The sequence below is a fragment of the Pseudomonas sp. HC1(2025) genome (genome assembly GCF_058742075.1).
In genome coordinates, this window is the sequence record NZ_CP196017.1 from 4,539,864 (window position 1) to 4,560,166 (window position 20,303).

Annotated in this window: 16 protein-coding genes and 2 tRNA genes; 14 read left to right on the plus strand and 4 right to left on the minus strand. The window is 60.6% G+C overall.

Going from position 1 to position 20,303, the window contains the following annotated elements:
- Window positions 1-74 precede the first annotated feature (74 nt).
- A complete protein-coding gene (locus tag ACSSVH_RS20290; RefSeq protein ID WP_492633646.1) occupies window positions 75-833 on the plus strand; it encodes an SDR family oxidoreductase in 759 nt (252 codons plus the stop codon).
- Between the two features lie 138 nt (window positions 834-971).
- Here the strand turns inward: ACSSVH_RS20290 and ACSSVH_RS20295 are convergent, their stop codons facing one another.
- Window positions 972-1,979: a DUF481 domain-containing protein gene (locus ACSSVH_RS20295; protein WP_492633647.1), complete on the minus strand. Its 1,008-nt coding sequence runs from the start codon at window positions 1,977-1,979 to the stop codon at window positions 972-974.
- A 165-nt stretch (window positions 1,980-2,144) separates the two neighbouring features.
- On the opposite strand from ACSSVH_RS20295, the gene ACSSVH_RS20300 reads away from it, so the two are divergent.
- From ACSSVH_RS20300 to ACSSVH_RS20315, 4 genes are all read left to right on the plus strand, one after another.
- Window positions 2,145-2,498 carry an MGMT family protein gene (locus tag ACSSVH_RS20300; protein WP_169954607.1) on the plus strand — a complete coding sequence of 118 codons (354 nt, stop codon included), beginning with the start codon at window positions 2,145-2,147 and terminating at the stop codon, window positions 2,496-2,498.
- Between the two features lie 43 nt (window positions 2,499-2,541).
- Window positions 2,542-4,074: an AmpG family muropeptide MFS transporter gene (locus tag ACSSVH_RS20305; RefSeq protein WP_169954606.1), complete on the plus strand. Its 1,533-nt coding sequence runs from the start codon at window positions 2,542-2,544 to the stop codon at window positions 4,072-4,074.
- A gap of 185 nt (window positions 4,075-4,259) precedes the next feature.
- Window positions 4,260-5,975, plus strand: coding sequence for a proline--tRNA ligase (locus tag ACSSVH_RS20310; RefSeq protein WP_172311980.1), 1,716 nt, complete (start codon window positions 4,260-4,262; stop codon window positions 5,973-5,975).
- Window positions 5,976-5,995: 20 nt separating this feature from the next.
- Window positions 5,996-6,949: a hypothetical protein gene (locus ACSSVH_RS20315; protein WP_169954604.1), complete on the plus strand. Its 954-nt coding sequence runs from the start codon at window positions 5,996-5,998 to the stop codon at window positions 6,947-6,949.
- Window positions 6,950-7,086: 137 nt separating this feature from the next.
- Here the strand turns inward: ACSSVH_RS20315 and dinB are convergent, their stop codons facing one another.
- A complete protein-coding gene (gene dinB, locus ACSSVH_RS20320; RefSeq protein WP_492633648.1) occupies window positions 7,087-8,145 on the minus strand; it encodes a DNA polymerase IV in 1,059 nt (352 codons plus the stop codon).
- A gap of 290 nt (window positions 8,146-8,435) precedes the next feature.
- On the opposite strand from dinB, the gene ACSSVH_RS20325 reads away from it, so the two are divergent.
- The 4 genes from ACSSVH_RS20325 (at window position 8,436) to ACSSVH_RS20340 (ending at window position 12,985) form a co-directional block, all read left to right on the plus strand.
- Window positions 8,436-8,512 (plus strand) — tRNA-Met (locus ACSSVH_RS20325).
- Between the two features lie 194 nt (window positions 8,513-8,706).
- Window positions 8,707-8,783, plus strand: a tRNA-Met gene (locus ACSSVH_RS20330).
- 279 nt (window positions 8,784-9,062) lie between these two features.
- A complete protein-coding gene (gene mprF, locus ACSSVH_RS20335) occupies window positions 9,063-11,705 on the plus strand; it encodes a bifunctional lysylphosphatidylglycerol flippase/synthetase MprF (RefSeq protein WP_169954602.1) in 2,643 nt (880 codons plus the stop codon).
- Window positions 11,705-12,985 carry a virulence factor family protein gene (locus ACSSVH_RS20340; protein ID WP_492633649.1) on the plus strand — a complete coding sequence of 427 codons (1,281 nt, stop codon included), beginning with the start codon at window positions 11,705-11,707 and terminating at the stop codon, window positions 12,983-12,985. The genes mprF and ACSSVH_RS20340 overlap by 1 nt, the downstream gene beginning before the upstream one ends.
- A gap of 111 nt (window positions 12,986-13,096) precedes the next feature.
- Here the strand turns inward: ACSSVH_RS20340 and ACSSVH_RS20345 are convergent, their stop codons facing one another.
- A complete protein-coding gene (locus ACSSVH_RS20345; RefSeq protein ID WP_170041859.1) occupies window positions 13,097-14,998 on the minus strand; it encodes a potassium transporter Kup in 1,902 nt (633 codons plus the stop codon).
- Between the two features lie 309 nt (window positions 14,999-15,307).
- Between ACSSVH_RS20345 and rimO the strand changes: the two genes are divergently transcribed.
- From rimO to tsaA, 5 genes are all read left to right on the plus strand, one after another.
- The gene (gene rimO / locus ACSSVH_RS20350) at window positions 15,308-16,648 is read left to right on the plus strand and encodes a 30S ribosomal protein S12 methylthiotransferase RimO (protein ID WP_029295337.1); all 1,341 of its coding nucleotides are present in this window, start codon (window positions 15,308-15,310) and stop codon (window positions 16,646-16,648) included.
- Between the two features lie 103 nt (window positions 16,649-16,751).
- Entirely contained in the window at window positions 16,752-17,222 is a 471-nt protein-coding gene (locus ACSSVH_RS20355; RefSeq protein WP_169954599.1) for a GNAT family N-acetyltransferase, read from the plus strand.
- 95 nt (window positions 17,223-17,317) lie between these two features.
- Window positions 17,318-18,028 (plus strand): rRNA pseudouridine synthase, encoded by a 711-nt coding sequence (locus ACSSVH_RS20360; protein ID WP_492633650.1) that lies wholly within the window; start codon window positions 17,318-17,320, stop codon window positions 18,026-18,028.
- Window positions 18,029-18,094: 66 nt separating this feature from the next.
- The gene (locus ACSSVH_RS20365) at window positions 18,095-18,556 is read left to right on the plus strand and encodes a YehS family protein (RefSeq protein WP_057439364.1); all 462 of its coding nucleotides are present in this window, start codon (window positions 18,095-18,097) and stop codon (window positions 18,554-18,556) included.
- 3 nt (window positions 18,557-18,559) lie between these two features.
- Complete coding sequence (tsaA, locus tag ACSSVH_RS20370; protein WP_170041857.1) at window positions 18,560-19,255, plus strand: tRNA (N6-threonylcarbamoyladenosine(37)-N6)-methyltransferase TrmO; 696 nt, start codon at window positions 18,560-18,562, stop codon at window positions 19,253-19,255.
- A 147-nt stretch (window positions 19,256-19,402) separates the two neighbouring features.
- Here the strand turns inward: tsaA and fpr are convergent, their stop codons facing one another.
- Window positions 19,403-20,182, minus strand: coding sequence for a ferredoxin-NADP reductase (gene fpr, locus ACSSVH_RS20375; protein WP_003172178.1), 780 nt, complete (start codon window positions 20,180-20,182; stop codon window positions 19,403-19,405).
- Window positions 20,183-20,303: the final 121 nt, after the last annotated feature.

Here is a 20,303-nt window from a genome sequence, read left to right on the forward strand (position 1 = left end):
TTATGACTCCTTCGATAAATTCCGTCAAAAAACGGACTTGGGCAACCGCTTAAATCTGCTCACAGGACATGCGAATGCATATCAACGACAAAGTAATCATTATCACCGGCGGTTGCCAGGGTTTGGGCCGTTCCATGGCCGAGTATTTTGCAAGTAAAGGTGCCCACCTGGCGCTGGTGGACCTCAATCAGGAAAAGCTCGATGCGGCAGTGGCTGCATGCCAGTCCCATGGCGTCACCGCGCGCAGCTATCTATGCAATGTGGCGGACGAAGAACAGGTGACCTACACCGTGGCACGGATCGCCGATGATTTCGGCGCGATCCACGGTCTGATCAACAACGCCGGGATCCTGCGCGATGGCCTGTTGCTCAAGGTCAAGGACGGCGAGATGACCAAGATGAGCCTGGCCCAGTGGCAGGCGGTGATCGACGTCAATCTGACCGGCGTGTTCCTCTGCACCCGCGAAGTGGCGGCGAAGATGGTGGAGCTGAAAAACCAGGGCGCCATTATCAATATCTCGTCGATCTCCCGCGCGGGTAACGTGGGCCAGACCAACTATTCGGCGGCCAAGGCCGGCGTGGCGTCGGCGACGGTGACCTGGGCCAAGGAACTGGCGCGCTATGGCATTCGCGTGGCGGGCATTGCGCCGGGCTTTATCGAGACCGAGATGACCCTGGGCATGAAGCCCGAGGCGCTGGAGAAGATGACGTCGGGGATCCCGCTCAAGCGCATGGGCCGCCCGGAAGAAATCGCCCACTCGGCGGGATATATCTTCGAGAACGACTATTACACCGGGCGCATCCTGGAGCTGGATGGGGGGTTGCGCCTGTAACAACGCCGAAAAACAACTGTGGGAGCGGGCTTGCTCGCGATAGCAGACTGGTCAGTTAACGAATATGTCGACTGATACATCGCTATCGCGAGCAAGCCCGCTCCCACATTAAAAGTCCGCATTCGTACCGTGGCAGGCTTACCAGGTCACGCCAAAACCTGCGGTGTAACGGGTCTTGCTCAAGTCGCTGTCCGAACCGCCGCTGATGATGTCGCGCTCGGCCTTGAGATTGAGCGATGCCCATTCGGTGACTTTGTAGCGCAGGCCCATTTCGGCATCGAGGGCGTAGTCGGCAGGACCGGCCAGGGGCTTGCCCACTTCGCCGTTGGTGAAGAACTCCACGGTCTTGCCGATCAGGTAGCGGTTGTAGTCCCACTTCATAGCCAGGGAATAGAAGTTGTCCTTGCCGCCGTCCTGGTATTCATAGTCAGTGCGGTTGAGCAGCGAGCCGAGGGAGAACGCGCCCAGTTCATCATCCCAGAACTGATAACCCGGACCGGTACCGACGGTGCGCTGGCGACGCAGGTCTTCAACCTTGTCGTGCTTGTAGGTCAAGCGCCCCTGCCAGAACCACTGGTCGGTAATAAAGCGGTCCAGCGCGTACTCGGCACTCCAGTTGTCGGTGGTGACCACATCGTTCTGGAATTCGCGGTTGTATTCGCCTTCAGCGATATGCCGCCACTTGCCGTGACGGGCGGTGGTCTTGAAGTCGATGTCATAATCGTCGGTGTCTTTTTCCGCACGCTTGTAGTCGAGCGCCACGTCGACGTTGCCCTTCCACACCAGATCCTCGATCACCGGCTTGGGCTTGATGATCTGCTGGATGCTGGCCAACTCCACCGTCTTGGGCGTCTCGCCGTTGGCCAGGACCACCTTGCCATCCTCCGCCGGGTGCAGGGACTTGGCCTTCTCGCCGGTGTAGGCATCCTGCTTGACCAGCAGTTCCTGGTCGCTTTCCAGGGTTTTCACCTGCTTCCAGTCCACCGGGATTGCACCCGCGTATTCAGTCTGGATCAGCAGTTTGCCGCCGTCGAAAACCTTGATCTTGCCGGTCAGGCGATCACCGTTTTTCAACCAGACCGTATCGGCCAGCACAGGGGTAGAAGCAGTAAAGACAGCGAGGCACAACAGGGTTCTGGACAACATAAGCGGTTACGGGGCTCAAGTTTGGCGAAAAAGGAGGCATTATCGGCGTAGCTGAAGTCTTAGCAAGGACTGACTCAAGGTTTTCTATTGAGTTCAATTCTCAACGGCATTTTTACAGACGTTTCTTACATATCGACGACCAATTTCAACCGAGCCGCCAGAACAGTGAACGAGCCCGCCGACACCCCGCAAAACCCGGCCGAAATGCGCCGTACCGCGCTGTACCTGACCTTGGCCCAAGTGCCCGAAGGCTGCGTGGTGAGCTACGGCGAACTGGCGCACCTGGCCGGCCTGGGGCGCGCCGCACGCTTCGTGGGCCGCACCCTGAGCCAGCTTCCCGAGGGTTCCAAGTTGCCCTGGCACCGGGTAGTCGCCGCCGGCGGTCGGATAAGTCTGCCTGTGGGTAGCGCTTCGGGCGATGAACAACGTGCGCGTTTGCGCAGCGAAGGTGTCAGTATCCTGAACAATCGCGTTGATATTCAGCGTCATGGCTGGCGCCCGGTAGAGCACAGCGGTTAGAGTGCGCGCTTTGTTTCCGTAAATCTGAGGCAGACTCCAGCCCATGCCCCGTAAAACCTGGCGCGCCGCGCTCGCTGCCTATGCCAGCCCCTCGACGTTAGTGCTGTTACTGCTCGGCTTCGCCGCCGGTCTGCCTTACATGTTGGTGTTCTCGACGCTCTCGGTCTGGTTGCGTGAAGCCGGTGTGGCGCGCGAAACCATTGGCTATGCGAGCCTGATCGGCCTGGCCTATGCGTTCAAGTGGGTCTGGTCACCACTACTGGACCAATGGCGCCTGCCGCTATTGGGCAAGCTGGGGCGTCGTCGCTCCTGGCTGGTGCTGTCCCAATCCCTGGTAATTCTCGGCTTGATCGGCATGGGCTTCTGCGACCCGCAGAAACACCTGTCCTGGCTGATCGCCATTGCCGTTATCGTGGCATTTGCCTCCGCCACCCAAGACATCGCGGTAGACGCCTATCGCCTGGAAATCGCCGACGACAGCCGCCAGGCCGCACTGGCCGCCAGCTATATGTCCGGCTACCGTATCGCCGCCCTGCTGGCCACCGCCGGCGCGCTGTTCTTTGCCGAGGGCTTTGGCTCCACCGGCTTTAACTACAAACATTCGGCGTGGACCGGCACCTATGTGCTGTTCGGCGTACTGATGATCCCCGCCCTGCTCACCAGCTTTTTCATGCGCGAACCCGATGTGCCGTTGCGCACCCAGTTGCAGGCCGGGCGCTATACGTTTGCCCACCAACTGATGTCGGTATTCGTGTTGATCGTCCTGCTGGTGTCGGTCCCGGCGATGTTCACCCAGCTCTACAACACTGACTTTGCCAGCGTGCTGTTCGAAGGCGTGAGCCTGTTCGACCTGCTGCTCGAAGACCGCGCGTTCCTGCGCGCCATCCTCTATATCACCCTCACCACCCTGTGCCTTTCGGCGATGGGCCGCCGGGGCCTGGCGCCGGTGCTGACACCGGTCAACGACTTTATCCTGCGCTACCGCTGGCAGGCCCTGCTGCTGCTGGGGCTGATCGCTACCTACCGGATGTCGGACACGGTGATGGGCGTGATGGCCAACGTGTTCTATATCGACCAGGGGTTCACCAAGGACCAGATCGCCAGCGTCAGCAAGATCTTCGGCCTGATCATGACCCTGGTCGGCGCCGGCATGGGCGGCCTGTTGATCGTGCGATTCGGCATCCTGCCGATCCTGTTTATCGGTGGTATCACCTCGGCCGGCACCAACCTGCTGTTCCTGATGCTCGCCGACATGGGCGCCGACCTGCAGATGCTGATCTTCACCATCTCCCTGGACAACTTCAGCTCGGGCCTGGCGACTTCGGCGTTCGTCGCCTACCTGTCGAGCCTGACCAACCTTAAGTTCTCCGCCACCCAGTACGCCCTGCTCAGCTCGATCATGCTGCTGTTGCCACGGTTGATCGGCGGGTACTCGGGGGTCATGGTGGAAAAGTTCGGCTATCACAACTTCTTCCTGATCACCGCGCTGCTCGGCGTGCCGACACTGCTGCTGATTGCCTTGCATTGGTACCAGGAAAGCCGGCGGATCCGTTTGAACCCGCCCGAAGAAGGCTGATACCTGTGGGAGCGGGCTTGCCCGCGATAGCATCACTGCGGTTTGCCTGACACAGCCAGGCGCCGGCATCGCGGCCAAGCCCGCTCCCACAGAAATCCCGTCAGCACCTGATGCCTGTACTCTGGCGGCGACCGCCCGTACAATCCCAGGTCACTTCAAGTCCAAGCAACCGACAACGGCCTACCATGCGTACCAGTCAATATTTGCTCGCCACACAGAAAGAAACGCCTTCCGATGCGGTCGTGATCAGCCACCAGCTGATGCTGCGCGCCGGTATGATCCGCAAACTGGCCTCTGGCCTGTACACCTGGCTGCCCATGGGCTTGAAGGTGATGCGCAAGGTCGAAGCGATCGTTCGCGAAGAAATGAACGCCGCCGGCTCTCTGGAAGTATTGATGCCGAGCACTCAGCCGGCTGAACTGTGGCAGGAATCCGGGCGCTGGGAAGAGTACGGCCCTGAGTTGCTGCGCTTCAAGGATCGTCATGGCCGCGACTTCTGCGCAGGCCCGACCCATGAAGAAGTGATCACCGACCTGATGCGCAACGAGTTGAGCAGCTACAAACAGCTGCCCCTCAACCTGTATCAGATCCAGACCAAGTTCCGTGACGAAATCCGCCCACGCTTCGGCTTGATGCGTGGCCGCGAGTTCATCATGAAGGACGCCTATTCGTTCCATGCCGACCAGCCTTCGCTGCAGGTCACCTATGACCGCATGCACCAGGCCTATTGCAACGTGTTCACCCGCCTGGGCCTGAAATTCCGCCCGGTCGAAGCGGACAACGGTTCCATCGGCGGCGCGGGCTCCCATGAGTTCCACGTGCTGGCAGAGTCCGGCGAAGACGATATCGTCTTCAGCGACGGCTCCGACTACGCCGCCAACATCGAGAAAGCCGAAGCGGTGCCACGGGAAACTTCCCGTGCGGCGCCGGCTGAAGAGCTGCGCCTGGTCGACACCCCAGACACCAAGACCATCGCGACCCTGGTCGAAAAATTCAATCTGCCGATTGAAAAGACCATCAAGACCCTGATCGTGCATGCCGAGGAAGAAGGCAAGCTGATCGCCCTGGTTATCCGTGGCGACCACGAGCTCAACGAAATCAAGGCTGCCCAGCAACCTGGCGTGGCCAGCCCGCTGGTCATGGCTTCGGACGCCGAACTGCGTGACGCCATTGGCGCCGGCGCTGGTTCCCTGGGCCCGCTGAACCTGCCATTGCCGATCATCATCGACCGTTCCGTCGAGCTGATGAGCGACTTCGGCATCGGCGCCAATATCGACGACAAGCACTACTTTGGCGTCAACTGGGAGCGTGACCTGCCGGTGCCGACCGTGGCCGACCTGCGCAACGTGGTGGCCGGCGATCCAAGCCCGGACGGCAAGGGCACCCTGGAAATCAAGCGCGGCATCGAAGTGGGACACATCTTCCAGCTGGGCAACAAGTACAGCAAGGCGATGAAGTGCGAAGTGCTGGGCGAAAACGGCAAGCCGGTGACCCTGGAAATGGGCTGCTATGGCATTGGCGTTTCCCGCGTGGTGGCGGCTGCCATCGAGCAGAACCACGACGACAAAGGCATTATCTGGAGCGACACCCTGGCGCCGTTCCAGATCGCCCTGGTACCGCTGCGCTACGAAACCGAGCAGGTTCGCGAAGCCACCGACAAACTGTATGCCGAACTGACGGCCGCCGGTTTCGAAGTGCTGCTCGATGATCGCGACAAGAAGACCAGCCCGGGCATCAAGTTTGCCGACATGGAACTGATTGGCATCCCTCACCGGATCGTGGTCAGTGACCGCGGCCTGGCCGATGGCAATCTGGAATACAAGAGCCGGACCGAAGCCCAAGCCCAACCGTTGCCGGTGGCTGACGTGCTGCCCTTCCTTCAGGCGCGTATTCGTCGCTGAAAACCAGATCAAGAGAAGTCATGTTCAAGCGAAACACCAAAGCCCTGGGGGGCGCCGCCTTGTGCGGCGCCCTGCTGGTCAGCGGCTGCGCCAATCAGATGTCGCAGCGTAGCGAGCACGAGGAACGGATCGAGCGCAAGTTGCTCGACCACAGCCTGCAGATCGATGTCGGCGAACCCAAGGTGCTCGAACTGCCGCAACGCCGCGTGCGCATTCATGAACAGCGGACTTTCGAAGTCACTGAGTTTGAAGTCACGCGCCACTATGATCGCTACACGCCCTACCAACCCTGGCGCGAACTCTACGAGATCCCGCTGGGTGCGGTGGCAGTGGTGGCGGGCGCCGGGGCCAACGTGGCGAACATCTTTGCCCTGGGCAACCTCCCGGACAGCATGACCCATGACTGGATCAGTTACGGCGTGGCCGGGCTCAACCCGTTCATGAACGTGCAGTCCCACGGCCGGGCGCAACAGAACCTGGCGGGTATCGATGAAATCCAGCGTGACCGCCGCCTGGAGTACACCAGCCTGCCGTGGAGTGAGCGACCGGTGCAGGTCAAGGCCGGCAAGCAGACCCACGAAATGACCACCGATCGCAACGGCGTCCTGCGCCTGAACCTGTTGGACAGCCCGTTTGCCGAACAGGATTTGAGCCAGGTCCGCACCTTGCGGATCAGCATTGAAGATGCCCAGGATGATGTGCATTCGGACTCATCCCTGGCCATCAGCACGACCTTGCGCGGCAAGCTGCTGGAAGCCCACGCCTTGATCTACGACGACCTGGAGGATGACGAAGTCAGCCAATGGGTGCATCGGGTCAAGCGCTTGTCGGAACTGGGCCTGGAAGAAGAAGCCAGCGAACTGGAACAAAGCCTGATTGAACTGACCCGCAATGATCCGGAATTGCAGCAGGAATTTCTCAAGGCGCTGACCAAGGATGGCGGCCGGCTGGTGGCGGATCCGGGTACCCGCTGAGGCAGCACTCAATGTAGGAGCGCACTTGTGTGGGAGCGGGCTTGCCCGCGATAGCGGAGTGTCAGGTTAGATACATTCGACTGACCCACTGCCATCGCGGGCAAGCCCGCTCCCACATAAGGCCCACCTCCAGCCATCTACCAGGACAGCTCCAGCTGTTCATTCCCCACGTTCAAGTCGAGCAAGCGCACGCCAATCCCCAGTAACCGCACCGGCTTGCCCCCACGATTGAACGCCTGGGTCAGCAACTGCTGGTAACTCTCCAGGTCCCGCCCCGCCCCCGCCTGCTCCAGGGTGGTCTGGGTAAAGTCATGAAACTTCACTTTGACAAAGGGTTTGCCCGGCCGATAACTGCTGTCGATGCGCTGTATGCGCCCGGCCAGGGTCGCCATCAGTTCCGGGAGTTTTTCCAGGCAACTGGGCAGGTCCGGCAGGTCGACGTCGTAGGTGTTTTCTACACTGATCGATTGCCGGCGGCTGTCGTTGTGTACCGCACGCTCATCAATCCCACGCGCCAAACTCCATAACCGCTCACCGAAACTGCCGAATTCCCGCACCAGCGCCAGCTTGTTCCACTCGCGCAATTGCAGGCAGTCCTCGATCCCCAGGCGTGCCAGCTTGTCGGCAGTGACCTTGCCGACGCCATGCAGCTTGCTTACCGGCAGTTGCGATACGAAATCTTCCACCTGGTCGGGGGTGATTACAAATAGTCCATTGGGCTTTTTCCAGTCGCTGGCGATCTTGGCCAGGAACTTGTTGGGCGCCACCCCCGCCGAAACCGTGATATGCAACTGGTTGGAGACGCGCCGGCGGATATCCTGGGCAATGCGCGTGGCACTGCCGCCGAAATGCGCGCAATCGGAAACATCCAGGTAAGCCTCGTCCAGCGACAGCGGCTCGATCAGATCGGTGTAGTCGCAAAAAATCGTGTGAATTTCCTTCGATGCTTCTTTATAGGCATCCATGCGCGGCTTGACGATGGTCAGGTCGGGGCACAGCTTCAATGCATGGCGCGATGACATCGCCGAACGCACACCGTAGGCTCGCGCCTCGTAGTTGCAGGTGGCGATCACCCCGCGCCGGTCCGCCGAGCCACCCACCGCCAGGGGCTTTTGCGCCAGGCTCGGGTTATCCCGCATTTCGATGGCAGCGTAGAAGCAATCACAGTCGACATGGATGATTTTGCGCTGCGTCATATAAAGAGAGGCGTGGTCAGGACATAAGTAGACGGATCGCCAGTATCGCATTCACACCTGTATATAGCACCAGTACTTTGAATCATCTGACAAAGTGGTAGGAAAAAACCTGGATGAATTCATTTTTTCAATCGAACAACACCCTCCAATAGAGCTGGAAGCCACGGCTAGACTGGCCGCAACCCCATACTGCCCTTGCCTTGGAGAGCTAACCGATTGAAGCACAAGCGCTTTTCTTGGAATCAGCAGTTGACACACTGCCATTCCTCTGTAGAATGCCGACACACAGACGCGGGATGGAGCAGTCTGGTAGCTCGTCGGGCTCATAACCCGAAGGTCGTCGGTTCAAATCCGGCTCCCGCAACCAAACATCAAGAAAGGCTACTCGAAAGAGTGGCCTTTTTTGTGCGTGCAGGTTTTTGCCCTGCTACTCCCGGCGATGCGCCAGGGCAGTGAAAAGTCTTTTTCAATCGAGCACTTAGGCTAATTTGCAGTTATTTTGCGCTTTATGTCATTAACGGTTGACACCTCGTCGTTGCGCTGTAGAATGCCGCCCACAGACGCGGGATGGAGCAGTCTGGTAGCTCGTCGGGCTCATAACCCGAAGGTCGTCGGTTCAAATCCGGCTCCCGCAACCAAACATCAAAAAAGGCTACTCGAAAGAGTGGCCTTTTTTGTATCCGCAGAAAAAGTTCTTTTGAAACAATGGCATGGCATCTTTCATGAAACCGCCCGCGGGTTTCAGAGTCCATCCATTTGCAAGCTATGCTCAAGTGTCGAGCGCGTCCTTGCGCGACCAATGGACGCTGTCGCCGGGACCGGTGATCCGCGTTACTATTTGTAATTATTTTGTACATAGGGATTGGTAACTTGGCTGGATACCCCCATCCTGTCGCGCACAATCCACGAGGTGATTGATGCGCGCCAATTCGTCTGAACCACAAGACACTGTCACAGCCACACAACCGATCGCCCCCACTCGCCTGCGCTGGCTGGATCTGTTGAGCAAGTATCGCCAACCCATTGGGCTGGCGGTCACTCTGCTGCTGTTTGCAATTGCCTTGATCGCCTGCCGCCACCTGCTGCTAGAGTTGGATCTATACGCCCTGCACGACTCGATCCTGGAAGTACCGAAGCCTTCCCTGCTGGGCGCCTTTGCCGCCGCGATCGCGGGTTTCATCATTCTATTGGGCTACGAATTTTCCGGCGCACGCTACGCCGGGGTAAAACTACCGGCCAAGACCCTGGCCTACGGCGGCTTTACTGCATTCGCCATCGGCAATGCGATTGGCCTGTCGATGCTGTCCGGGGGTTCGGTGCGCTACCGCCTTTATGCACGGCATGGCATCGGGGCTTCGGAAGTGGCCCATATGACCGTATTTGCCAGCCTGGCCCTGGGCTGCGCCTTACCGCCACTCGCCGCCCTGGCCACGTTGAGCAACCTGCCCGCCGCCTCCAACGCCCTGCATCTGCCCGCAGCGCTGCTCGGCGGCATCGCAGGTGCGGTGCTGCTGCTGTCAGCCGTATTGTGTATCGGGATTTATCGCCGGCGCCTGCCAGAGCAGCCCTACCCCGACAACCTGCTGGTCAAGGCCGGCCGCCGCACCTTGCGCCTGCCTGGGCGCCGCCTGACGTTCCTGCAACTGATCATCACCGCCCTGGACGTCGCCGCCGCCGCTACCGTACTTTATATGTTGCTGCCAGAAGCCCCGCCCTTTGGCCCGTTCCTGCTTGTGTACCTGCTGGCGCTCGCGGCCGGTGTGCTCAGCCATGTGCCTGGCGGTGTCGGCGTATTCGAAGCGATCCTGCTGGCCGCGTTTGCCGACAAGCTCGGCGCCGCACCACTGGCCGCCGCGCTGCTGTTGTACCGGATGATCTACGTGGTGCTGCCATTGCTGATCGCGTGCATCTTCCTGCTGATCAACGAAGCCCAGCGCCTGTTCCAGACCCAGCAAAGCCTGCGGGTGGCCTCGGGCCTCGCGGCACCGGTGTTGGCCGTGCTGGTTTTTTTGTCCGGGGTGGTGCTGCTGTTCTCCGGCGCCACCCCGGAAATCGACTCACGCCTGGAAAACATCGGCTTCCTGATTCCCCACCGCCTGATTGACGCCTCGCACTTTGGCGCCAGCCTGATCGGCGTGTTGTGCCTGTTGCTGGCCCAGGGCCTGCGTCGACGCCTGTCGGCAGCCTGGATGCTGACCATGGTGCTGTTGCTGGTGGGCGCCCTGCTCTCACTGCTCAAAGGCTTCGACTGGGAAGAAGCCAGCCTGATGACCATCACTGCGGTGCTGCTGGCAATCTTCCGGCGCTCGTTCTACCGCGCCAGCCGCCTGACCGAACTCCCGTTTTCCCCGCTGTATCTGGTGGCCAGCGTGTGCGTGCTGGGGGCGTCGATCTGGCTGCTGCTGTTCGCCTATCAGGACGTACCTTACAGCCATCAACTGTGGTGGCAGTTCACCCTCGACGCCAACGCCCCGCGTGGCCTGCGCTCGCTGCTGGGCGCCGCCATCTTGCTGGTGATTGTGTCGCTGACCTGGTTGTTGCGCACCGCCCGCCCGGTGATCCACCTGCCGACCGCCGATGAGCTGGAGCGTGCCACCAAGATCCTGATGGCCTCCTCGCAACCCGACGGCGGCCTGGCACTGACCGGCGACAAGGCCCTGCTGTTTCACCCCAACGACGAAGCGTTCCTGATGTACGCCCGGCGCGGCCGCAGCCTGGTGGCCCTGTACGACCCGATCGGCCCGACCCAGCCACGGGCCGAGATGATCTGGCAGTTTCGCGACCTGTGCGACATCCACCACGCCCGCCCGGTGTTCTACCAGGTACGTGCGGAGAACCTGCCCTTCTATATGGATATCGGCCTGACCGCGATCAAGCTGGGCGAAGAAGCCCGGGTCGATCTCAAGCGCTTTGACCTGGAAGCCAAGGGCAAGGAGATGAAGGACCTGCGCTACACCTGGAACCGCGGGACCCGGGATGGCCTGTCCCTGGAAATCTTCGAGCCGGGCCAGGCGCCGATGGATGCCTTGAAAGTCATCTCCGATGCCTGGTTGACCGGCAAGAACGTGCGCGAGAAGGGCTTCTCCCTGGGCCGTTTCAGCGACGAGTACCTCAAGCATTTTCGCATTGCGGTGATTCGCTTCGAGGGGCAGCCGGTGGCCTTCGCCAACCTGCTTGAGACCTACAGCCATGACCTGGCCAGCCTGGACCTGATGCGTGCGCACCCGGATGCGCCAAAGCTGACCATGGAGTTCATGATGGTCGGCTTGATCCAGCACTATAAGAGCCACAACTATGCACGCTTCAGCCTCGGCATGGTGCCGCTGTCGGGCCTGCAACCGCGCCGTGGCGCACCGCTGACCCAGCGCCTGGGCTCGATGGTATTCCGCCGTGGCGAGCAGCTGTATAACTTCCAAGGTTTGCGCCGCTTCAAAGACAAGTTCCAGCCTGACTGGGAACCTCGTTACATGGCCGTGCCCGCAGGACTTGATCCGCTGGTGGCACTGGCCGATACCGCCGCCCTGATCGCGGGCGGCTTGACTGGATTGGTGAAACGCTGATGATTCGACGCTCCTGGCGGTATGTATTGGCAAGTCTGGTGGTGCTGGCCCTGATCCTGGGTGGCGGCTACTGGTACTGGAATCGCCCCGCCCCCCAACCGACCCTGGAGCAACTGCCCCAGGCCGACGGCTCGACCCTGACCCGTGTGACCCCTGGCACCACCCCCAAGGCTCGCGTAGCCGTCGCCGTGCTGGCCGACGCCAGCCTGAGCGACAGCCAACTGATTGCCCTGAGCCAGGGCGGCAGCGCACAGATCGTGCAAGTGATCCTGCCCAAGGACGACTGCAAGCTGCAGGAGCAGGCCTTGCAAGCAGCCCTGGGCCAGCTCAAGGGCCCGGCCACCCTGGTCAGCGGCATCGGCCCTGGCGCGGCACTCGCCTGGCGCTGGCTGGCGACACAGAACGACGACAAGGCCAATGCCATCTCCGTGGGCTTCGCCCTGGTCCAGGAAGGCTGCAAGGACCCACTGCCCAAGACCGCCGCCCACGGCAACTGGCTGGTCGCCTGGAACGATAACCCTGACGACGAAAGCGCCAGTTTCGTACGCGATACCCCGCGCGCCACCACCAGCATCAGCGACTACGACATCAATTACCCGCAAGTGCTGAACAACGAGCTGCGCAAGCAACTGGTGGGCTCGGACAATGGCGGCCTGGCGATCCCGGTGGTGGAAGTGCCGGCCGGCCAGGCCAAGGACACCGTGACCCTGTTCCTTTCCGGTGACGGCGGTTGGCGCGACCTCGACCGCGACGTGGCTGGCGAGATGGCCAAGATCGGCTACCCCGTGGTCGGCATCGATACCCTGCGCTATTACTGGCAGCACAAAAGCCCGGAGCAGAGCGCCAAGGACCTGACCGAGCTGATGCAGCACTACCGGCAGAAATGGGGCACCAAGCGCTTTGTGCTGACGGGTTACTCGTTCGGCGCCGATGTATTGCCGGCCATCTACAACCGCCTGCCGGAAGCCGAACAGCAACGGGTAGACGCGATAATCCTGCTGGCCTTTGCCCGCACGGGCAGCTTTGAGATCGAAGTGGAAGGCTGGCTCGGCAATGCCGGCAAGGAAGCCGCCACCGGCCCGGAAATGGCCAAGCTGCCGGCGGCCAAGGTGGTGTGCATCTATGGCGAGGAAGAAGTCGACGAGAGCGGCTGCACCGACAAGAGCGCCGTGGGCGAAGCCATGAAGTTACCGGGCGGCCATCACTTCGACGAGAACTACCCGGCACTGGCCAAGCGCCTGGTGGATATCATCGAGAAGCGCCAGGTCAAGACCGAGTAATACCCCATCACGGTAGGATCTGGCTTGCCTGCTCCTCAAGGTGATCAGCCAGTTTCCCAAGGCACAAAAAAGCCCCCGCTGCCACATGGCAACGGGGGCTTTTTGTTGGAGTTACATTTCTACCTGGGTCCCCAACTCAATCACCCGGTTCACCGGCAGCTTGAAGAAACGCAGGTTGCCGTTGGCGTTCTTCAGCATGAAAGCAAACAACCCCTCGCGCCAGCGCGCCATGCCTTCGAGCTTGGAGGCGATGACCGTCTCGCGGCTGAGGAAGTAGGTGGTACGCATAGGACTGAAGTCCAGGTCGTCCAAGTGGCACAGTTTCAGGGCTTCGGGCACGTCCGGCTCATCGGTAAAGCCAAAATGCAGGATCACCCGAAAGAAGCCGTCGCCATAGGAATCCACTTCGAAGCGGCGCTGGGCCGGGACGCGCGGGATATCTTCATAGACCACCGTCAGCAGCACCACCTGCTCGTGCAGCACCTGGTTGTGCAGCAGGTTATGCAGCAAGGCGTGGGGCACCGCGTCCGGGCGGGCGGTGAGGAACACCGCCGTGCCCTGCACGCGATGAGGCGGCTGGACGCGGATGCTGCTGATAAAGATCGGCAGCGGCAACCCGCCCTCGTCCAGGCGTTCCACCAGCAATTGCTTGCCGCGCTTCCAGGTGGTCATCAGCACAAACAGCACAATCCCCGCCAACACCGGGAACGCACCGCCCTGCACCACTTTCGGCACGTTGGCCGCAAAGAACAGGCCATCCACCAGCAAAAAGCCCAGCAATACGGGCACGGCCAGGACCGGCGGCCATTTCCACAACAGCAGCATCACGGCGGAAACCAGGATGGTGGTCATCAACATGGTCCCGGTCACAGCCACCCCGTAGGCCGAGGCCAGGGCGCCCGAGGACTCGAAGCCCAGCACCAGCAGGATCACGCCGACCATCAGCGACCAGTTCACCGCGCCGATATAGATCTGGCCCTGCTCGGCGCTGGAAGTGTGCTGGATATGCATGCGCGGGATGTAGCCGAGCTGGATCGCCTGGCGCGTCAACGAGAACGCACCGGAAATCACTGCCTGGGAAGCAATCACCGTGGCCAGGGTGGACAAGCCCACCAGCGGCAGCAAGGCCCAGCTTGGCGCCAGCAGGTAGAACGGGTTGCGCGCGGCCTCGGGGTCACCGAGCAACATCGCGCCCTGGCCAAAATAGTTGAGCACCAGCGCCGGCAGCACCAGGATGAACCAGGCCCGGGCAATGGGTTTGCGGCCGAAGTGGCCCATGTCGGCATACAGCGCTTCGGCGCCGGTCAAGGCCAGCACCACGGCGCCGAGGATTGCTACGCCGATACCCGGATGGACCATGAAGAAACGCACACCCCACATCGGGTTCATCGCGTTGAGCACTTCGGGGTGCTGGACGATGCCATAGACGCCCAGGCCGCCCAGCACCAAAAACCAGGTGACCATCACCGGCCCGAACAGCTTGCCGATGCGGTCGGTGCCATGTTTCTGGATCAGGAACAGCCCTACCAGCACCACCAACGCCACGGGCACGACCCAATGCTCAAGGCCGTCGAACGCCAGTTCCAGGCCCTCGATGGCCGACAACACCGAAATCGCCGGGGTGATCATGCTGTCGCCATAGAACAGCGCCGCGCCACACAGGCCGCACACCACCAGGAAACTGCGCAGCCGCGGATGATTGCCCGCCGCCCGTCGGGCCAGCGCCGTCAGCGCCATGATGCCGCCCTCGCCCTGGTTGTCGGCGCGCAGCACGAACAACATGTACTTGATGGACACCACCCAGATCAACGACCAGAAGATCAGCGCCAGGATCCCCAGCACCCCATCATGATTGACCTGCACCCCATAACTGCCGGAAAACACCTCTTTAAGGGTGTAGAGCGGGCTGGTGCCGATATCGCCATAAACCACCCCGACCGCCGCCACCAACATGCCGATTGGCTTTGCGCTGGAATGCCCGGCACCCGCCGCCTGACTATTTACCTGACCCATCAACCACTCCTGCCCTTTTGACCTGAGGTCTTTTATAAACAGCCCAGCTATACACTTAAGCCCAAAGCTAAGCTATACACAGCATGTGCCGCTGTACTTCTGGTAACAGATTATTTGTTGACTACCAACCTAGCCCCGGTGCAACGGCGCGCAGCATAGCGCAGCACTCGTCGTATTTCCCTGCATAAAGCTGGTCAAGTGCGTTTCCCGTCGCTAGAATTGCGCACTTTTTGATCAGAGGCACATCAAGTGCCCGTCCGCTGCCCTGTCGTGCCCGACTGGCGGCGTCATTCAATACCGAGGTTAGACATGTCCACCACCATCGCAAAAGCCAACCCCAAGGTTGGCTTTGTTTCCCTGGGTTGCCCGAAGGCGCTCGTCGACTCCGAGCGCATCCTCACGCAACTGCGCATGGAAGGCTACGACGTCGTGTCCACTTATCAGGACGCCGATGTGGTGGTGGTCAACACCTGTGGCTTCATTGATTCAGCCAAGGCAGAGTCTCTGGAAGTGATCGGCGAAGCCATCAAGGAAAACGGCAAGGTCATCGTCACCGGCTGCATGGGTGTGGAAGAAGGCAATATCCGCAACGTGCACCCAAGCGTGCTGGCCGTGACCGGTCCGCAGCAGTACGAGCAGGTGGTCAACGCCGTGCACGAGGTAGTGCCGCCGCGCCAGGACCACAACCCGCTGATCGACCTGGTGCCACCCCAGGGCATCAAGCTGACCCCGCGTCATTATGCGTACCTGAAGATTTCCGAAGGCTGCAACCACAGCTGCAGCTTCTGCATCATCCCGTCGATGCGCGGCAAGCTGGTCAGCCGCCCGGTGGGCGATGTACTGGACGAGGCCCAGCGCCTGGTCAAGTCTGGCGTCAAGGAACTGCTGGTGATCTCCCAGGACACCAGCGCCTACGGCGTCGATGTGAAGTACCGCACCGGTTTCTGGAACGGCGCGCCGGTGAAAACCCGCATGACCGAACTGTGCGAAGCCCTGAGCAGCCTGGGTGTGTGGGTGCGCCTGCACTACGTGTACCCTTACCCGCACGTCGACGAATTGATCCCGTTGATGGCCGCCGGCAAGATCCTGCCGTACCTGGACATCCCGTTCCAGCACGCCAGCCCCAAAGTGCTCAAGGCCATGAAACGCCCGGCCTTCGAAGACAAGACCCTGGCGCGCATCAAGAACTGGCGCCAGATATGCCCCGAGCTGATCATCCGCTCGACCTTTATCGTCGGCTTCCCCGGCGAAACCGAAGAAGACTTCCAGTACCTGCTGGACTGGCTGACTGAAGCCCAGCTGGATCGCGTCGGCTGCTTCCAGTACTCGCCGGTGGAAGGTGCCCCGGCCAACCTGCTGGACCTGGCCGTGGTGCCGGATGACGTCAAGCAAGACCGCTGGGAGCGCTTCATGGCCCATCAACAGGCCATCAGCTCGGCCCGCCTGCAACTGCGTATCGGCAAGGAAATCGAAGTGCTGATCGACGAAGTGGACGAGCAAGGCGCGGTCGGCCGTTGCTTCTTCGACGCACCGGAAATCGACGGCAATGTATTTATCGATGACGCCAGCGGCCTCAAGCCAGGCGACAAGGTCTGGTGCACGGTCACCGACGCCGACGAGTACGACCTCTGGGCGCAAAAACGCGACTAAGCTGTAAAAAATTGAAAAAGCCCTGCTTCTGAACAAGATGCGGGGCTTTTTTAGGTCTATCGTTTGCTCCATCAACGCCAACAAGCAGCAAGGAGCAGCGGGCATGGGCCAGCACTCGGTCATCCACACCCCAAAAACCAGCGACTACCCGGAACTGACCCGGATCTGGGAGGCCTCGGTGCGCGCCACCCATGACTTCCTGCCGCAAAGCTACATCGAACGCCTCAGGCACCTGGTGCTGACGCGCTACCTGGATGCCGTGATGTTGATCTGCACCAAGGACGCGCGCCAACGGATCACCGGGTTTGCCGGCGTTGCGGCGGGCAAGGTGGAAATGCTGTTCATCGACCCGCACTACCGGGGCCAGGGCCTGGGCCGGCAGTTGCTGCACTATGCCATTACCTCGATGAATGCCGATGAACTGGACGTCAACGAACAAAACCCCCAGGCCCTGGGCTTCTATATCAAGCAGGGTTTTGAAGTGATCGGGCGCACCGAGCATGACGGCATGGGGCAGCCTTATCCGTTGCTGCATATGCGTTTGCGCCAGGCCCAGCAAACACGCAGTGGCTGACACCTCCCACAAAAAGCAACTGCGGCGAAATGGGGCCGGGATTAACCGGCTCCAGGCAGGTACAATAGCTGCCCCCTTTTGTTACGGCCCTTGTCATGACTGACCCCATACGCCTCTCCAAACGCCTTATCGAACTGGTCGGTTGCTCCCGTCGGGAGGCCGAGCTGTTCATCGAAGGCGGCTGGGTCTCGGTGGATGGCGAAGTGATCGATGAACCGCAGTTCAAGGTCACGACACAAAAAGTCGAACTTGATCCCGAGGCCAAGGCCACCGCTCCAGAGCCGGTGACTATCCTGTTTCATGCGCCGGCCGGCATGGACGTCGACAGCGCGATGCAGTCCCTCAGCGCCGAGACCCTGTCCGAGGAGCACCGCTTCAGCAAGCGCCCGCTCAAGGGCCACTTCCTGCGCCTGACCGCCAGCGCCGACCTGCAAGCCAAGGCCAGCGGCCTGTTGGTGTTTACCCAGGACTGGAAGATCCTGCGCAAGCTGACGGCCGACGCCGCCAAGATCGAGCAGGAGTATGTGGTTGAAGTCTCAGGCGACGTGGCCGAGCACGGCCTGAACCGCCTCGCCCACGGCCTGATGTACAAAGGCAAGGAGTTGCCTGCAGTCAAAGCCAGCTGGCAGAACGAGAACCGCCTGCGCTTTGCCCTGAAAAACCCGCAGCCCGGCATCATTGCCCTGTTCTGCGAAGCCATTGGCCTGAAGGTTGTGGCCATTCGCCGCATCCGCATTGGCGGCGTGTCCATCGGCAAGGTGCCGGTCGGCCAGTGGCGCTACATGTCCGGCAAAGAAAAGTTCTAAGCCACCCTATCTCTCGACCTCGCCCGCCCGGGAGAGGTCTACAGTCGAATACCAGGATTGCCCACCATGATTCACAACGACGTACTGCGCAGCGTGCGCTACATGCTCGACATCAGCGACAACAAGATGGTCGAGATCATCAAGATCGGCGGCATGGAAGTGTCCAAGGACGACCTGCTGACCTACCTCAAGAAAGACGAGGAAGAAGGCTTCGTGTTCTGCCCGGACGAAGTCATGGCGCACTTCCTCGATGGCCTGGTGATCTTCAAGCGCGGCAAGGACGAAAGCCGTCCACCGCAGCCGATCGAAACCCCGGTGACCAACAACATCATCCTCAAGAAACTGCGCGTGGCCTTCGAACTCAAGGAAGACGACATGCACGCCATCCTCAAGGCAGCCGAGTTCCCGGTGTCCAAGCCGGAACTGAGCGCGCTGTTCCGCAAGTTCGGCCACACCAACTATCGCCCGTGTGGCGACCAGTTGCTGCGTAACTTCCTCAAGGGCCTGACCCTGCGGGTTCGCGCGTAAACCATGAGTTACAACGTCTCGCCCGTCGGCTTCGTACGCTCCTGCTTCAAGGAGAAGTTCGCCATCCCGCGCCAGCCTCAACTGGCGCCCGCCGCCCGCGGCGTGTTGGAGTTGGTCGCGCCGTTCGACCAGGGTGAGGCAGTACAGGGCCTGGAGCAGGTCAGCCATGTGTGGCTGCTGTTCCTGTTTCATCAGGCCCTGGAAGACAAGCCGCGCTTGAAAGTGCGCCCGCCACGCCTGGGCGGCAACACGTCCATGGGCGTATTTGCCACCCGCGCGACCCATCGCCCCAATGGCATTGGCCAGTCAGTGGTCAAGCTGGACAAGGTAGAGCCGGGCCGGCTGTGGATTTCCGGGATCGATCTGCTCGATGGCACGCCGGTCCTGGATATCAAGCCGTATGTGCCCTATGCCGACATCATCGACACCGCCACCAACAGCATCGCCAGCAGCGCACCACCGCTGATTCCTGTGCAGTGGCTCAAGACCGCCCTGCACCAGGCTCACAGCCACGCCCAGCGCCTGGACGAGCCGCTGGTAGAGCTGATTGAGCAGTGTCTGGCGCAGGATCCACGGCCGGCGTATCAGACGCCAGGGCCGGAGCGCGAATATGGTGTGCGCTTCTGGGATGTGGATGTGCGTTGGCACTATCCCGAGGCGGGGATGATTTGTGTGCTTGAAGTGGTTGCGGCCGAATAAACGCCAAAAACAAATATGGGAGCTGGCCGGTGTAGGAGCTGGCTTGCCTGCGATGGCATCACTGTGGTGTAACTGATACACCGAGGTGCCTATATCGCAGGCAAGCCAGCTCCTACACCGGGCAGCTCCCACATTTTTTGACCGCGTTTATTTCTCGACGAACGCACGTTCGATCAGGTAGTCACCCGGCTCACGCATGCGTGGCGAAACCTTCAGGCCGAAGCTGTTCAGCACTTCGCTGGTCTCGTCGAGCATGCTCGGGCTACCGCACAGCATGGCGCGGTCGTCTTCAGGATTGATCGGCGGCAGGCCGATATCGCTGAACAGCTTGCCGCTGCGCATCAGGTCGGTGAGGCGGCCTTCGTTTTCGAACGGCTCGCGGGTCACGGTCGGGTAGTAGATCAACTTTTCACGCAGCGCTTCGCCGAAGAACTCGTTCTGTGGCAGGTGCTCGGTGATGAATTCGCGGTAAGCGACTTCGTTGACGTAACGCACGCCGTGGCACAGGATCACTTTTTCAAAGCGCTCGTAGGTTTCCGGGTCCTGGATCACGCTCATGAATGGCGCAAGACCAGTACCGGTGCTGAGCAGATACAGGTGTTTGCCCGGCTTCAGATCGTCGAGCACCAGGGTGCCCGTCGGTTTTTTGCTGATGATGATCTCGTCGCCTTCCTTCAAATGCTGCAATTGGGAAGTCAGCGGGCCATCCGGGACCTTGATGCTGAAGAACTCCAGATGCTCTTCCCAGTTCGGGCTGGCAATGGAGTAAGCACGCATGAGCGGGCGGCCGTTGGGCTGCTGCAGGCCGATCATCACGAACTGACCGTTCTCGAAGCGCAGGCCCGGGTCGCGGGTGCACTTGAAGCTGAACAGAGTGTCGTTCCAGTGATGAACACTGAGGACACGCTCGTGGTTCATGTTGCTCATGTACGGGGAACTCCTGGAAATGGGTCTGCGCCAAAATGATAGGTGCGCAATTGCACAGTATTCTAATGGCGGCGACAATATCTGTTAACTGGATTATTAAGATAAGGGTTATCGGTTATAT

Coding starts and splice junctions, on each gene's coding strand:
- ACSSVH_RS20290 (WP_492633646.1), top strand. CDS start 75: ATGCATATCAACGACAAAGTAATCATTATCACCGGCGGTTGCCAGGGT.
- ACSSVH_RS20295 (WP_492633647.1), bottom strand. CDS start 1,979: ATGTTGTCCAGAACCCTGTTGTGCCTCGCTGTCTTTACTGCTTCTACC.
- ACSSVH_RS20305 (WP_169954606.1), top strand. CDS start 2,542: ATGCCCCGTAAAACCTGGCGCGCCGCGCTCGCTGCCTATGCCAGCCCC.
- ACSSVH_RS20310 (WP_172311980.1), top strand. CDS start 4,260: ATGCGTACCAGTCAATATTTGCTCGCCACACAGAAAGAAACGCCTTCC.
- ACSSVH_RS20315 (WP_169954604.1), top strand. CDS start 5,996: ATGTTCAAGCGAAACACCAAAGCCCTGGGGGGCGCCGCCTTGTGCGGC.
- dinB (WP_492633648.1), bottom strand. CDS start 8,145: ATGACGCAGCGCAAAATCATCCATGTCGACTGTGATTGCTTCTACGCT.
- mprF (WP_169954602.1), top strand. CDS start 9,063: ATGCGCGCCAATTCGTCTGAACCACAAGACACTGTCACAGCCACACAA.
- ACSSVH_RS20340 (WP_492633649.1), top strand. CDS start 11,705: ATGATTCGACGCTCCTGGCGGTATGTATTGGCAAGTCTGGTGGTGCTG.
- ACSSVH_RS20345 (WP_170041859.1), bottom strand. CDS start 14,998: ATGGGTCAGGTAAATAGTCAGGCGGCGGGTGCCGGGCATTCCAGCGCA.
- rimO (WP_029295337.1), top strand. CDS start 15,308: ATGTCCACCACCATCGCAAAAGCCAACCCCAAGGTTGGCTTTGTTTCC.
- ACSSVH_RS20355 (WP_169954599.1), top strand. CDS start 16,752: ATGGGCCAGCACTCGGTCATCCACACCCCAAAAACCAGCGACTACCCG.
- ACSSVH_RS20360 (WP_492633650.1), top strand. CDS start 17,318: ATGACTGACCCCATACGCCTCTCCAAACGCCTTATCGAACTGGTCGGT.
- ACSSVH_RS20365 (WP_057439364.1), top strand. CDS start 18,095: ATGATTCACAACGACGTACTGCGCAGCGTGCGCTACATGCTCGACATC.
- tsaA (WP_170041857.1), top strand. CDS start 18,560: ATGAGTTACAACGTCTCGCCCGTCGGCTTCGTACGCTCCTGCTTCAAG.
- fpr (WP_003172178.1), bottom strand. CDS start 20,182: ATGAGCAACATGAACCACGAGCGTGTCCTCAGTGTTCATCACTGGAAC.